At 68.7% G+C, this 12,971-nt stretch carries 13 protein-coding genes; 7 read left to right on the top strand and 6 right to left on the bottom strand.

The window, feature by feature from the left end:
• Positions 1-124: 124 nt before the first annotated feature.
• The 3 genes from MFF21_RS12835 to MFF21_RS12825 all read right to left on the bottom strand — a co-directional run bounded on the left by MFF21_RS12835 (position 125) and on the right by MFF21_RS12825 (position 2,499).
• A complete protein-coding gene (locus tag MFF21_RS12835) occupies positions 125-364 on the bottom strand; it encodes a hypothetical protein (RefSeq protein ID WP_238311513.1) in 240 nt (79 codons plus the stop codon).
• A 101-nt stretch (positions 365-465) separates the two neighbouring features.
• Positions 466-1,068 (bottom strand): ActR/PrrA/RegA family redox response regulator transcription factor, encoded by a 603-nt coding sequence (locus tag MFF21_RS12830; RefSeq protein ID WP_238311512.1) that lies wholly within the window; start codon positions 1,066-1,068, stop codon positions 466-468.
• Positions 1,069-1,104: 36 nt separating this feature from the next.
• A complete protein-coding gene (locus MFF21_RS12825) occupies positions 1,105-2,499 on the bottom strand; it encodes an ActS/PrrB/RegB family redox-sensitive histidine kinase (protein WP_238311511.1) in 1,395 nt (464 codons plus the stop codon).
• A 247-nt stretch (positions 2,500-2,746) separates the two neighbouring features.
• Here MFF21_RS12825 and MFF21_RS12820 point away from each other — a divergent pair, with 247 nt between their 5' ends.
• Positions 2,747-4,024: a polyhydroxyalkanoate depolymerase gene (locus tag MFF21_RS12820; RefSeq protein WP_238311510.1), complete on the top strand. Its 1,278-nt coding sequence runs from the start codon at positions 2,747-2,749 to the stop codon at positions 4,022-4,024.
• Between the two features lie 99 nt (positions 4,025-4,123).
• Positions 4,124-4,861, top strand: coding sequence for a M48 family metallopeptidase (locus MFF21_RS12815; RefSeq protein ID WP_238311509.1), 738 nt, complete (start codon positions 4,124-4,126; stop codon positions 4,859-4,861).
• 74 nt (positions 4,862-4,935) lie between these two features.
• On the opposite strand, the gene MFF21_RS12810 is transcribed toward MFF21_RS12815, so the two are convergent.
• Positions 4,936-5,346 carry a hypothetical protein gene (locus MFF21_RS12810; protein ID WP_238311508.1) on the bottom strand — a complete coding sequence of 137 codons (411 nt, stop codon included), beginning with the start codon at positions 5,344-5,346 and terminating at the stop codon, positions 4,936-4,938.
• Between the two features lie 242 nt (positions 5,347-5,588).
• Here MFF21_RS12810 and MFF21_RS12805 point away from each other — a divergent pair, with 242 nt between their 5' ends.
• The 4 genes from MFF21_RS12805 (at position 5,589) to MFF21_RS12790 (ending at position 10,449) form a co-directional block, all read left to right on the top strand.
• A complete protein-coding gene (locus MFF21_RS12805; protein WP_238311755.1) occupies positions 5,589-6,062 on the top strand; it encodes an invasion associated locus B family protein in 474 nt (157 codons plus the stop codon).
• A gap of 37 nt (positions 6,063-6,099) precedes the next feature.
• The gene (locus MFF21_RS12800; protein ID WP_238311507.1) at positions 6,100-6,756 is read left to right on the top strand and encodes a hypothetical protein; all 657 of its coding nucleotides are present in this window, start codon (positions 6,100-6,102) and stop codon (positions 6,754-6,756) included.
• Positions 6,757-7,003: 247 nt separating this feature from the next.
• Complete coding sequence (locus MFF21_RS12795) at positions 7,004-8,812, top strand: glycosyltransferase family 2 protein (RefSeq protein ID WP_238311754.1); 1,809 nt, start codon at positions 7,004-7,006, stop codon at positions 8,810-8,812.
• Entirely contained in the window at positions 8,809-10,449 is a 1,641-nt protein-coding gene (locus MFF21_RS12790) for a glycosyltransferase family 2 protein (RefSeq protein WP_238311506.1), read from the top strand. The genes MFF21_RS12795 and MFF21_RS12790 overlap by 4 nt, the downstream gene beginning before the upstream one ends.
• A gap of 15 nt (positions 10,450-10,464) precedes the next feature.
• Here the strand turns inward: MFF21_RS12790 and purC are convergent, their stop codons facing one another.
• Positions 10,465-11,259, bottom strand: a complete 795-nt coding sequence (gene purC, locus MFF21_RS12785; RefSeq protein ID WP_238311505.1) for a phosphoribosylaminoimidazolesuccinocarboxamide synthase — start codon at positions 11,257-11,259, stop codon at positions 10,465-10,467.
• Positions 11,260-11,504: 245 nt separating this feature from the next.
• Complete coding sequence (nth, locus tag MFF21_RS12780) at positions 11,505-12,305, bottom strand: endonuclease III (RefSeq protein ID WP_238311504.1); 801 nt, start codon at positions 12,303-12,305, stop codon at positions 11,505-11,507.
• 20 nt (positions 12,306-12,325) lie between these two features.
• On the opposite strand from nth, the gene MFF21_RS12775 reads away from it, so the two are divergent.
• Positions 12,326-12,847, top strand: a complete 522-nt coding sequence (locus tag MFF21_RS12775) for a DUF2244 domain-containing protein (protein WP_238311503.1) — start codon at positions 12,326-12,328, stop codon at positions 12,845-12,847.
• The last annotated feature ends 124 nt before the right edge of the window (positions 12,848-12,971 follow it).

The following is a 12,971-nucleotide window of genomic DNA, read 5'->3' as shown; positions in this document are numbered from 1 at the left end:
TCGCAGGTTTGCAGACTTGCCTCGGCAAAAATCGGACGGTTGAAGCCAATCCGCGTCCAGGTTGCGCTCGGGTCGGCCCCGTAACGCTATGATTGAGAGCCGGACGCGCGCGGGCGGCTTCGGCTCAGCGGCGCGCGGCTGATTCGCGTCGGCGCAGCGGCTCGATGCTGGTCGCGCGCCGCCAGAGCTGGAGCATGATCCAGGCGGCGAGCAGGCTGAACAGCGCCATCAGCACGTGACCGATCGTGTCGCCCAGCTCGAACAGCCCGGCGAGCGCCCAGCCGGCAGAGATCGCGGCAGCGAAAACCTCGGTCCCGACCAGGACCATCAGGCTGAGCACGGTGATGAGATGGCGCGTGTTCACCGGATATCCGTCCCGTCGCGGCGCCGGGCCGCTCGATCAGTCTTCGGCAGGCACTTGCCCGATCGGGGCGGCCCGCGCAACCGCCCCGAGCGCGCGCGCCCTCAGCGGGGCGCGCGCTTGGCCAGGATCCGCTGCAGGGTGCGGCGGTGCATGTTGAGGCGCCGGGCCGTTTCCGAGACGTTGCGCCCGCACAGCTCGTAGACCCGCTGGATATGCTCCCAGCGCACCCGGTCGGCGGACATCGGGTTCTCGGGCGGGTCGGCGCGCTCGCCCGGCTGGGCCATCAGGGTGCCGTGGATCTCGTCGGCGTCGGCCGGCTTGGCGAGATAGTCGAAGGCGCCGAGCTTCACCGCGGTCACGGCCGTGGCGATGTTGCCATAGCCGGTGAGGATCACGCCCCGTGCCTCGGGCCGGCGCTCCTTCAGCCGGGCGATCACATCGAGGCCGTTTCCGTCGCCGAGCCGCATGTCGATCACGGCGAAGGCGGGGGGCTGGGCCTCCACGGCGGAGACGCCCTCGGTCACGCTCTCGGCCACCTGCACCTGGTAGCCCCGCGCCTCCATGGCCCGGGCGAGCCGGGTGGAGAAGGGCCGGTCGTCGTCGACGATCAGGAGGCTCTTGTCGGAGAAAGCCGCGAGCGGATCGCGGTCGGTCAGCACGGCCGCTTCGGTCGTGCCCGCAGCGGCGCCGGAGTGCGTCAGCATGCGACGTTCCTCTCAAGTTCGATAGTTCGCAGACCCTTATATGGGTGCGGCATCGCGTTCGGGCAGGGGCGAAAGCGGATCGTGTGCGATTCTTTCGCGCGCGAGCGTGCCCCTCTCGAAGATGGGCCGCGCCCAGGAGATCCGGGCCACGGCGCCGTGGCTGCCGGGCGTCGTCGCGTTGGAGAGGGCGAGTTGCGCCCCCGAGCGCTCGATCAGGGTCTTGGCGATGAACAGCCCGAGTCCGAGGCCGGCCCCGACCTCGTCCTTGCCCGCGCCCTTCTCGCGGCCGCGCGTGGTCACGTAGGGCTCGCCCGCCCGCAGGAGGACCTCGCTCGGGAAGCCCGGCCCGTCGTCGCGGATCTCGAGGCTCACCGTGTCGGGCCCCCAGCGCGCCTCGACCACGACGCGGCTCTCGGCGAAGTCGACGGCGTTGTCGAGGATGTTGGCGAGGCCGAACATCACCCCGGGATTGCGTTGGCAGACCGGTTCCGAGCCCTCGCCCTGGTGGACCACCTCCACCGCGACGCCCAGCGCCCGCTGGGGCGCCACCAGCTCCTCGACGAGATGGTGGAAGGTGATGGTCTGCAGGAAGCTCTCGCTGCCCTCGGAGTCGTCGCCCAGAGAGGTCAGCTTGGAGAGGATGCCCCGGCAGCGGTCGACCTGCTCGCGCAGGAGGTGCAGATCCTCGGCCACCGCGGCGGAGGCGGTCGGCCCGAGCTGGCGGTCGAGCTCCTTGGCCACCACCATGATGGTGCCGAGGGGCGTGCCGAGCTCGTGGGCCGCCGCTGCCGCGAGGCCGTCGAGCTGCGAGAGATGCTGCTCGCGGGCCAGCACCAGCTCGGTGGCGGCGAGGGCCTGGGCGAGCTGGCGCGTCTCCTCCGCCACCCGCCAAGCATAGACGCCGGTGAAGGCCGTGCCGAGCAGGATCGCCGTCCACACCCCGGACACGTACAGAAACGGCAGCTCGATCTTGCCGTCGGCGAACCAGGGCAGCGGGCGATGCACCAGGGCGAGCAGGGTGGCAAGGCCGATGGCGAGCAGCCCGAGGGCCAGGGTGCGCTCCGGCGGCAGGGCCGTGGCCGAGATCAGCACCGGCGCCAGGAAGAGCAGCGCGAACGGGTTCTGCAGGCCGCCCGTGAGGAAGAGCAGGGCGGCGAGCTGGATGATGTCGAAGGCGAGGAGCAGGGCGGCCGAATCGTCGCTCAGGCGGTAGCTCGCGGGGAATCGGATCCGGAGCGCGAGGTTCAGCCAGGACGAGGCCGCGATCACCAGGAAGCACCAGCCGAAGGGCAGGTTCAGGCCGAGGCCGAACTGGGCTCCGAGCACGGCGGCGCTCTGCCCGGTCAGCGCCAGCCAGCGCAGGCGCACGAAGGTGTCGAGCCGGAGGTGCCGCACATCGCGGAGATCGGCTCTGGAATTCATGTCGATCATCGAGAGGGCAACGATAGGGCCGGTGCGTCGGGAATCCATCCCGCAGCCGTGACAACCTGCGGCCGGGCCTGCGCGCGGGCATCACGCAGTTGCAACTTTCGCGTGCTTAGGCAGGATAATGCCTGTTTTGATCGGCATTCCGTGACAGGATGGTGCGTTCGAAAGAGGGATTGTTCTGGAAGTGTACAGGTTCGAGCGCGAATACTGTATTGAACGCGCAAGAATCGCAGCTGGAGAGGACTGCGCCATGGATCTGGCCTACGCTTGGTACGAGGCGGCGCACGCGATGCTGACACCGGCGCGCTTCGCCGCGGACATGACGAAGCACGCCCTGGCAAATCCGGCCAACCCCCTCTCGTATTCCCCCTACGCGCGCTCGGCCCATGCCGGCTGCGAGATGTTCGAGCGTGTCACCCGGCGCTACGGCAAGCCGGCCTTCGGCCTCGACTTCACCGTGGTGGACGGGCGCGAGGTGCCCGTCTCCGAGCGCGTGGTCTGGTCGCGGCCCTTCTGCCGGGTCGTCACCTTCGACCGCGGCTTCGTGTGCGGGCCGTCCGAGCCGCAGCCCAAGCTCCTCATCGTCGCGCCGATGTCCGGCCACTACGCCACGCTGCTGCGCGGCACCGTCGAGGCGATGCTGCCCAATCACCAGGTGTTCATCACGGACTGGGCGGATGCGCGCATGGTGCCCGTGGTCGAGGGGAATTTCGACCTCGACACCTATATCGACTATCTCAAGGCGATGTACCGCGACCTCGGGCCGGACCTGCACGTCATGGCCGTGTGCCAGCCGGCGGTCCCGGTGATCGCGGCCGTGGCCCGGATGGAGGCCGAGGGCAGCCCCTTCGTGCCGGTCTCGATGACCCTGATGGGTGGCCCCATCGACACGCGCCGCTCCCCGACCGCCGTGAACTGCCTCGCCCAGGAACGGGGCATGGACTGGTTCGAGCGCAATTGCATCACGATCGTGCCGCCGATCTATCCGGGCATGTTCCGCAGCGTCTATCCGGGCTTCCTGCAGCTCTCGGGATTCATGGCGATGAATCTCGACCGCCATGTCACGGCCCACACCGACATGTTCCATCACCTGGTCACCGGCGACGGCGACTCGGCCGAGAAGCACCGCGAGTTTTACGACGAGTACCTCGCGGTGATGGATCTGACCGCGGAGTTCTACCTCCAGACGGTACAGACGGTCTTCGTCGACCACGCTCTGCCCCGGGGCACGATGCGCCACCGCGGCGAGCTGGTCGACCTCAAGGCGATCCGGCGCTGCGCCATCCTCGCCGTCGAGGGCGAGAACGACGACATTTCCGGGGTCGGCCAGACCAAGGCGGCCCTCGACCTCACGCCGAACCTGACGATCTCGCGCAAGGCCTATCACCTGCAATCGGGGGTTGGGCATTACGGCGTGTTCAACGGCTCCCGCTTCCGCACGGTCATCGCCCCCCGCATCGCCCGCTTCATGCGCGAGATGCAGGCGGGACAGGGCGGATCCGCCAGCTACCTGCGCGAGGTGAGCTGATGCCTGACGGTCGCGGTCCTGCCGAAAGGACCCGTCGCGGGCTGGGTCGACATCCCGGAAGACTGGCCGTCTCCGCACACGAAGACTAAGCTTAGGCCCATGAGACTCGCGCTGCTGCGTCGGCCGGATCCCGAGCATCTGGAGGTCCGGCATGAGGGGGAGATTCTGCGCGTCGCGTTGCGTCGGCGGCCGACGGCCCGGCGCCTGACCCTGCGTGTTTCCAATGCGACGGGCGAGGCTATCCTCACTCTGCCGTTGCGGACCTCGATCGCCACGGCGCAGAAATTCGCGGCAAGTCATGGCGGATGGATCGCCACGCGCCTCGCCAAGGTCCCGAGCCGGGTGCCGTTCGAGGCGGAGGCCGTGGTGCCGCTTCGCGGCGTCCCCCATCGAATCCTGCACGTCGCCGCGGGGCGCGGTCTGACGCGCCCCGCCCTGGGTGAAGGCGGCGAGCCGGTGCTGGCGGTGGCCTGCGAGGCGCCGCATCTGGCGCGCCGGGTTCGCGACTTCCTGCAGCGGGAGGCGCGCAAGGATCTGCTGGCGGCCGTGGCAAAATACGCCGACCGCCTTGGCGAGCGGCCCAAGCGCGTCACCCTGCGGGACACGCGCAGCCGCTGGGGCTCCTGCACGGCCCGGGGCGAGCTCAACTTCTCCTGGCGGCTGATCATGGCGCCACCGGTGGTGCTCGACTACCTCGTCGCGCACGAGATGGCCCACCTGCGCGAGATGAACCATTCCCCGCGCTTCTGGGCCCTCACCAACGCCCTCTGCCCCGATGTCGACGAGGCAGAGGCCTGGCTGAAGCGCCATGGCGCGGAGCTGCACCGCTACGGGTGAGGCCGGGGCGGCTCGATCGGATCGGCTCCGGCCAGCGTCACCCCTGACCTCCTCTCCGGTCGGCGCGGGGGGGCTCAGCCCTTGGTGCGCAGCACCCGGGTGCGGACCGCGTCCTGTGCCGGCCAGACCGGGCGGGGATCGACCGCGCCGGGTCTCATGGTCCGGGGGGCGACGTTGTCGCAGATCTCGCGCTGGCGCACGATCACGAACTGGCCCGAGCTGGTGTCGCGACGGCGCACGAAACCGCCCTCCTGGCAAAAGCCGGCGATGGCCGCCGCGCTGCCGCGCCGGCGTCCATAGGGATTCTGGGCGACGGGGGGATGCTCGATGATCAGCGGCGCCTGATGGTTCAGGGAGCGCTCCACATAGGTCGTGGTCTCTTCCGGAGGCAGATACTGGTACTCCTCCACGGGAAGGGCGATGGCGAAGGCCTGGCTTGTGCCGAAGGCAAGGACGGCAGCGGCGAGCACGGGGCTGCGGAACATGGAGAGGAATCCCACGGAGCGGTTGTGCTGCAAATTAGGGCCAGCTTGGCGCGAGAGGAAGCCTGACCGACACATCCATGCCGCGATTGCTTGACACCCGGGCATACGCATGGTCCGAACGCCGGCCATTCGGGCGGTGCGAAAGGCCGGTTGGCCGGGATGCGGGAGAACGGCGCGTGAGTCGAAAAGCGGGGCTGCGGCAGGCGTTTCGCCGCGCATCGTGGGGGCTTTTCGGGCTCGCCCTGGGATCCGTGGGGCTGGCGCTCACCGGTTCCGCCGCTCAGGCGCAGGGCAGCGTGCGCAAGACCTTCGATGATTGGCAGCTGCGCTGCGAAACGCCGGCCGGCGCCAAGGCGGAGCAATGCGCCCTCGTGCAATACGTCGCCGCCGAGGACCGGCCGAACCTCACCCTGGTGGTCATCGTGCTGAAGACGGCGGACAACCGCAACTATCTGTTGCGCGTGGTGGCGCCGCTGGGCGTGCTGCTGCCCTCGGGCCTCGGCCTGAAGATCGACCAGAACGACATCGGCCGGGCGGGCTTCGTGCGCTGCCTGACCACCGGCTGCGTCGCCGAGGTGGTGATGGACGAGGGCCTGCTGCGCTCGTTCAAGAACGGCACCCAGGCAACCTTCATCATCTTCCAGACGCCCGAGGAAGGCGTCGGCATTCCCCTGTCGATGAAGGGCTTCGCGGCCGGGTTCGACTCGCTGAAGTGATCGCGTACGGCCTGTGAGGATGGAACGGGAGCGGACGATGCGCCGGGCTCTGGGAATCGCGATGGCTCTGGTGGTGGCCGCGGGGCCGCTCGGGGCGGGGAACGCAGCGGCGCAATCGGGCAATTTCTTCAAGAACCTGTTCGAGGGCGGCGGCAACGGCGCGCCGACCCTCGCCGGCCCCCAGGCCCAGGATCCCTCGGACGTCTATTGCCCTGCGGTGGAGGTGGCCGATGGCGCGGCGGTGCTGCGCAGCGGCGGCGCCGACAGCATGAGCCTGCGCCACCAGATCGGCTTCGGCCAGTTGAGCCGCGAATGCGCCCCGGGACCGGACGGCTCGGTGCGCGTGAAGGTCGGCGTGCAGATTCGCGCGCTGCTCGGACCCGCCGGCGCCCCCGGCCGCTTCGAGGCGCCGCTGACGATCACCCTGAAATACAATGAGAAGGTGCTGTCGAGCCGCAGCCGCCGGGTCGGCGTGACGATTCCCGCCGGCGCCGCCCAGGGCAGCGAGGCCGTGGTCGAGGACGGCTTCACCGTGCCGGCCGAGGCCGCGATCGGCTACGACATCGTCGTCTCCCTCTCGGGAGCCCCGGCCCGTGAGAAGCACAAGCGCACCAGCAAGGCCCGGAAGCCCGCCACGGACGCACCGGCGCCGAGCGCGGCGGCCGACGGCGCCTCGGAATCTTCTCCGCAGTGACGGGCCGGTCGTCGCGCGCAGCGAGGGTCGCGCCCTGACGCCGTCCGATGCCAGGGGGCCGCGCTGGGGCGGCCGGGCGGTGCCGTTTCGTCTCGAGCCGTCCGCGAACGCGCCGTTCGACCGTCGCCTCGTCATCGAGGCGGCGTTCCGCGACCGCTGGCTCGTGCTGACCTATCGCGGCGGGAGCGAGACCGCCCCCGCCCGGCCGCTGCTGCGCCTGCACCGTGCGGGCGGCGCCACGCAGGATATGGTGCTGCCGGGCGTCGTGCTGGGCGCCGCGCATTGGCTCGGCTACCTGCCCCCCGACCTCGAGGAGATCGAGCTCTGCGCCGATCCGGATCTCGTGATCGAGAGGGTCGGGCTGCGCGGCCATGGCGGCGTGCTGGTCCAGGCGCTGCTGCGCCGACCTGACCGGGCCGCCTCGGCCCTGTGGTATCGCCTCAAGGGCAACGAGCGCCGCTTCAGAGACAGCCTCCGAGGCGCCTGCGCCGTAACCCCGCTCCACCGTTGGTCCGCCTGGAAGCGGGAGCGGCTCCGGGCCCTCCCCCCCCCAACCCCCCCCACCCGTGTCGGCCTCGTCCTGCCCGTGCTGCCTGGGCAGGAGGCTTTGCTCGGGCGGACGGTGGCGAGCCTCCTCGCCCAGGACCATGGCGATTGGTCGCTGCGCATCCTGTGGGCCGCGTCGGCGGGTAAGGTTCCGTTGCACTCTGGAGATCCCCGCATCGCCCACGCGCCGTGGGACGATACAATCCCGCTCGCGGAGGCATTTCCGAAGGGCGAGGCTGCCGGCTTGCTCCTGCCCGGTGCCTGCCTGACGCCGGATGCCCTCGCAAGACTAGCTGCGGCTTTGCCGCCGGACTTGGCGCTGGCCTATGCCGACGAGGAGGTGGGGGGCGTGCCCCGGCTGAAACCGGATTGGTCGCCGGATCTCGCGCGCGCCACCGCCTATACTGGCGAGCCGATGCTGGTTTCGGCTGCTCTGCTCGCCCGCATCGGCGACGCGCCGGCCGGAGCCTTCGCCAGTTTCTCCGAGCGCTTCGCGTTTGCCGCTTGCTGCACGGCGAAAACCGGGGTGCATCTGCCACGCTTGCTCCGCCAAGGCCCCGAGCGGCCCCGCTCGTCTGCCGCGGAGCGCGCCCGATACCTCGAAGCGGCGCTCGCCGCGCAGGGCTCGGCCGTCCTCCCGCGCATCGTCGGGAACGAGCTCGATCTGCAATGGCCGCTGCCCGATCCAGCGCCTCTGGTCAGCGTCATCATTCCCTCGAAGGATCGGCCCGAGTTGATCGGTAAGGCCATCGAAGGCGTTTTGAAGGAAACCAACTATCCGGCGATCGAGCTGATCGTCGTCGACAACGATTCGACCGATCCCGCGGTGCTGCGGCTTTACGAAGGGCTGCGGGCCGATCCGCGGGTGCGGATCGAGGCTTATCCGCAGCCCTTCAACTTCTCGGCCATGGTGAATCGGGGTGCTGGGGTCGCGCGGGGTGAGATCCTGCTGCTGCTCAACAACGACGTGGTCGTGCTCTCGCCGGGCTGGCTCACGGAGATGGTGCGGCAGGCGTGCCGGCCGGATGTCGGCGCCGTGGGCGCGATGCTCTTTTACGGGGATGGCCGCATCCAGCATGCGGGCGTGGTGGTCGGCCTCGGCGGCGAGGCGGGGCACCTCCTGCGCCGCCGGCCCGGCGATTTACCCGGCCATCTCGGACGCCTGCTGGTGGCGCACGAGGTCTCCGCCGTCACCGCGGCCTGCCTGGCGGTCTCGGCGAGAAAGTACATGGCTATCGGCGGCTTCGACGGAGACTCTTTTGCCGTAGACTTCAATGACGTGGATTTCTGCCTGCGTCTCGCTGCGGCAGGCTGGAAGACGGTTTGGACGCCGCATGCTGTCCTCGCCCATCTCGAATCGGTGAGCCGGGGTTCACCGAAGGGCGAGGCTCGGATGCGCTTCGAGCGCGAGGCCGCGACCTTCGCCGCGCGCTGGCGAGACACGATCCGGCACGATCCGTTCTATCACCCCGCCCTCTCGCTCACGACCTTCGGCGAAGCGCTCGAATGAGCTCGGATGATGCAGCGCTCGATGCTCTCGCCTTCCTACGTCGACGGCCGAAGCGGCTGAAGGCTTGGAGAGGGCTTCTGCATCATCCCCGCCAGACAGCCCGGATCGCCGGCTGGTGGCTTTCCGGCAAGCGGCTCCGGGCGCGTCAAGCACTCGCCGCCCTCGTCGGCCTCGACCATCGTCTCACTTATCTCGGCCCCCTGCCTCCAGAGGAATCCCAGGATGCCTTGGCTCGCCTAGGCATCGCCTGCCTAGAGCCACGCAATTTATCGGTGGGGGGGGATGCGCCGCTGATCCTGCTCACCGCGCCCGGCCATCGGCCGATGTCTGGTGCGGCGGAGGCCATCGCTGCCGTATTCGCTGCCGATCCCGGTCTCCATGCCCTCTACGGCGATGCGCTATTCCAGGAGAAGGAGGGGGAGCCCATTATCCCGATCCTGCGCCCTGCCTTCGACCCGATCTATCTGCGCCAGCTCGACTATGTCGGTCCGGTCCTCGCGCTGCGACGTGCGAGCCTTGAAGGCGTGGAAGCGGAGCTCGTTCTCGGCGCCGAGCCCCTCGATCTGCTCCTGCGTCTCGAGTGCTTGTACGGCGCGCACGCCATCCGCCACTTGCCGCGTTTCCTCTCGCATTGGCGGCCCGCTCGGGGAGGGGAGGAGGGCCCACGGCAGGCCCGTCTGAGCGCCGTCCGCCGCAATCTCGCCGAAGCAGGGGAGGGGAGCAGCGCCACCCTCGGTCGCAACGGCACCATCCGCATCTTGCATCCACTGCCCGAGCCGCCGCCTCGGGTCAGCTTGATCGTGCCGACCCGCGATCGGCTCGACCTGCTCCGGACTTGCCTCGACAGCTTGCGCGGCTGCACCGACTGGCCGGACAAGGAAATCCTGATCTGCGACAATGGCAGTCAGGCACCGGAGACGCTTGCTTATTTCCGTGCCCTCGAATCGGAGGGCGCAGCGCGCATCCTTGCTTGTCCCGGCCCCTTCGACTTCGCGGGCATGAACAACCGGGCCGCCTTGCAAGCCAGCGGCAGCGTGCTCGCCTTCGTGAACAACGACGTCGAGGCCTTCGCGCCCGATTGGCTCGCTCTCATGGTTCGCGAAGCCCTGCGCCCGGAGATCGGCGCGGTCGGCGCGAAGTTGCTCGACCGGGAGGGCCGCATGCAACATGGCGGCATCGTGCTCGGCACGGGCGGCCTGGTGACCCACGCCTATCGCCACTTTCCCGGAGATACGGCGGGCTATCTGGGCGCGCTGCAGGTGACCCACGCTGTCTCGGCCGTCACTGCCGCCTGCCTCGTGGTGGAGGCCAAGAAATTCCATGCGGTCGGCGGCTTCGATGCAAAGCGCTTTGCCGTCGACTTCAATGACGTCGATCTCTGCCTGCGGCTCGCTGCGGCTGGCCACCATTCCCTGCTGGTGCCAGAGGCTGTGCTCCATCACCGCGAGGCCGCGAGCCGGCGCCGGGACGCGGCCAGCGAGGTCCGTCACGCGGCGGAGATCGCTGCCTTGAAAGAACGATGGGGGCCGCTGCTCGTGCAGGACCCCCATTATCACCCGGGTTTCGATCCCGGCCTCTCGACTCATGCTCGTTTGGCGCGGGGCTGGACCGGGCTCGCGCCTGTGCCACCACGCTAGCGCGAGGCTATCAGATCATTGCACCAGGCGCGGACCGCCGGTCTGCACCTTCTCGTTCTCGGACATGATGCCGAGTCGCTTGGCGACCTCAGTATAGGCCTCGATCAGGCCGCCGAGATCCTTGCGGAAGCGGTCCTTGTCGAGCTTGTCCTGACTCTTGATGTCCCAGAGCCGGCAGGAATCCGGAGAGATCTCGTCGGCCACCACGATGCGCATCAGGTCACCTTCCCAGAGGCGCCCGGTCTCCATCTTGAAGTCCACGAGGCGGATGCCGACGCCGAGGAAGAGGCCCGACAGGAAGTCGTTGACCCGGATGGCAAGCGCCATGATGTCGTCGATCTCCTGGGGCGTCGCCCAGCCGAAGGCGGTGATGTGCTCCTCCGACACCATCGGGTCGTTGAGCTGGTCGTTCTTGTAGTAGAACTCGATGATCGAGCGCGGTAGCTGGGTGCCTTCCTCAAGGCCGAGACGTGTCGCCAACGAGCCCGCTGCCACGTTGCGCACCACCACCTCGAGCGGGATGATCTCGACCTCACGGATGAGCTGCTCGCGCATGTTCAGCCGGCGGATGAAGTGCGTCGGGACGCCGATATCGTTGAGGTGCTGGAAAACGAACTCGGAGATCCGGTTGTTCAGCACGCCCTTGCCGTCGATCACCTCGTGCTTCTTGGCGTTGAACGCGGTCGCGTCGTCCTTGAAGTGCTGGATCAGCGTCCCCGGCTCCGGCCCCTCATAGAGGACCTTCGCCTTGCCCTCGTAGATGCGACGGCGGCGGTTCATAGGCGTGTACCGTGGTTTGAGGAAGTCCATGAGGCCGTGGCTCCTTGCGGGACTGGCGTTCGAGCGGGATCCGCGGCGCGGGCGACCCGGACGGGGTCGGGCAGCGGGGATCCGTCGTGCCCGAAGGACCCCGGCGACCGGCGGTCAAACTACCCGAAGCGGGGTGTCAGCACAACGCGTTAGCCCCTCTCGGCGGGCGTGGCAGCCTTGCCGCCGCATGGGCGGGCGATGCGCGCGTCGACATGATCGTCAGGTCGGGATGGGGGAGCCGAAGTTCAACTGGCTCCAGCCGAAGGCGCGAGCCCGGTGGTTTTAGACGGGTAGCGGCACAGATCCTCGATCGGACAGCTCGGGCATTCCGGCCGACGCGCCTTACAGATGTAGCGCCCGTGCAGGATCAGCCAGTGATGCGCGTGCAGCAGGAAGTTCTCCGGCACCCTTGCTTCGAGTCCCGCCTGCACCTTGTCCGTGGTCGAGGCCATGAACAGCGGTATCCGGTTCGAGACGCGGAAGATGTGGGTGTCCACCGCGATCCGCGGCACGCCGAAGGCGACGTTGAGGACGACGCTTGCGGTCTTCACCCCGACCCCGGGCAGCACCTGCAGTTCCTCGAGCGTCCGCGGCACTTCTCCCCCATGTCGCTCCACCAGGATGCGCGAGAGCGCGATCACGTTCTTCGCCTTGGTGTTGAACAGCCCGATGGTGCGGATGAAGTCGCGCACCCGCTCCTCGCCAAGATCCAGCATCGCCTGAGGTGTGTCGGCCAACGCGAAGAGCGGCTTGGTAGCGAGGTTCACGCCCTTGTCGGTCGCCTGGGCCGAAAGCACTACGGCGACGAGGAGGGTAAACGGATTGTGATAGTGCAGCTCCGCCCGGGGCTCGGGATTGGCAGCGCTCAGGCGGGCGAAGATCGTCTCCAGCGTCGCCGCATCCACATCCTTCGGCGCCCTCTCGACCTTGGCGACGAGGGGCGTCTTCAGGAAGGCGCGTGCTTTGACAGGCGCATCCGGCGTCCCGGCCCTCGGACTCGGGGAAGCCTTGCGAGATTTGACGGGGGGAGACTTCCGGGTTGCCATGGCAGCGTTATATTGGCGCCATGGCGAGCGGCAACCGAGAGATCCATCCGGACGGGCTCGATCCCGCTATGATAGACCGCCCCCTCTATGCAGCGGTGATCCGGCCGCATCAATCGCTGGGGCAGAACGGCTTCCGGGTCGTGATGGGCCTGTGCGGGGGCGTCTCCCTCGTCACCTCGATCGCCTGTTGGCGCATGGGCTTCTGGCCGGTGGCCGGGTTCTTTGGTCTCGACATGCTGGCGCTCTACGTCGCCCTGAAGGCGAGCTTCCGGCGTGGACGCTCCTTCGAGGAGGTGGCGATCTCCCCGATCGAAGTACGTCTCGCCCGGATCGGCGTGCGCGGCGAACGGCGGGAATGGCGCTTCAACCCACTCTGGACGAATCTCCGGAAGGTCGAGGACGAGGATTACGGTCTGCGCAGCCTCACCTTGATCTCGCGGCGAGAGCAAGTGGCCGTGGCCCGCGACGCCTCGCCGGGGGAGCGCGCTACGGTTGCCGAGGGGCTGGCCCACGCTCTAGCAAAGGTGAAGAAGGGCTACTGAAAGAGGGAGGCACCTTCCGAGCTGGGCCGCAAAACCCGCACGATTTCGATTGACGAGCCGTGAGGGTGTGCCTATACCCGGTTCATCGGCGCCGGCCGCGGGAGTGGACCGGTTGCTGCGGCAT

The organism is Methylobacterium organophilum (assembly GCF_022179465.1).
GTDB classification, from domain to species: domain Bacteria; phylum Pseudomonadota; class Alphaproteobacteria; order Rhizobiales; family Beijerinckiaceae; genus Methylobacterium; species Methylobacterium organophilum.
Note: the sequence above shows the minus strand (reverse complement) of the source record. Positions and strands in the feature narration are given on the sequence as shown.

Coding starts and splice junctions, on each gene's coding strand:
- MFF21_RS12820 (WP_238311510.1), top strand. CDS start 2,747: ATGGATCTGGCCTACGCTTGGTACGAGGCGGCGCACGCGATGCTGACA.
- MFF21_RS12775 (WP_238311503.1), top strand. CDS start 12,326: ATGGCGAGCGGCAACCGAGAGATCCATCCGGACGGGCTCGATCCCGCT.
- nth (WP_238311504.1), bottom strand. CDS start 12,305: ATGGCAACCCGGAAGTCTCCCCCCGTCAAATCTCGCAAGGCTTCCCCG.
- MFF21_RS12815 (WP_238311509.1), top strand. CDS start 4,124: ATGAGACTCGCGCTGCTGCGTCGGCCGGATCCCGAGCATCTGGAGGTC.
- MFF21_RS12825 (WP_238311511.1), bottom strand. CDS start 2,499: ATGATCGACATGAATTCCAGAGCCGATCTCCGCGATGTGCGGCACCTC.
- MFF21_RS12830 (WP_238311512.1), bottom strand. CDS start 1,068: ATGCTGACGCACTCCGGCGCCGCTGCGGGCACGACCGAAGCGGCCGTG.
- MFF21_RS12800 (WP_238311507.1), top strand. CDS start 6,100: ATGCGCCGGGCTCTGGGAATCGCGATGGCTCTGGTGGTGGCCGCGGGG.
- MFF21_RS12795 (WP_238311754.1), top strand. CDS start 7,004: ATGGTGCTGCCGGGCGTCGTGCTGGGCGCCGCGCATTGGCTCGGCTAC.
- MFF21_RS12810 (WP_238311508.1), bottom strand. CDS start 5,346: ATGTTCCGCAGCCCCGTGCTCGCCGCTGCCGTCCTTGCCTTCGGCACA.
- purC (WP_238311505.1), bottom strand. CDS start 11,259: ATGGACTTCCTCAAACCACGGTACACGCCTATGAACCGCCGCCGTCGC.
- MFF21_RS12790 (WP_238311506.1), top strand. CDS start 8,809: ATGAGCTCGGATGATGCAGCGCTCGATGCTCTCGCCTTCCTACGTCGA.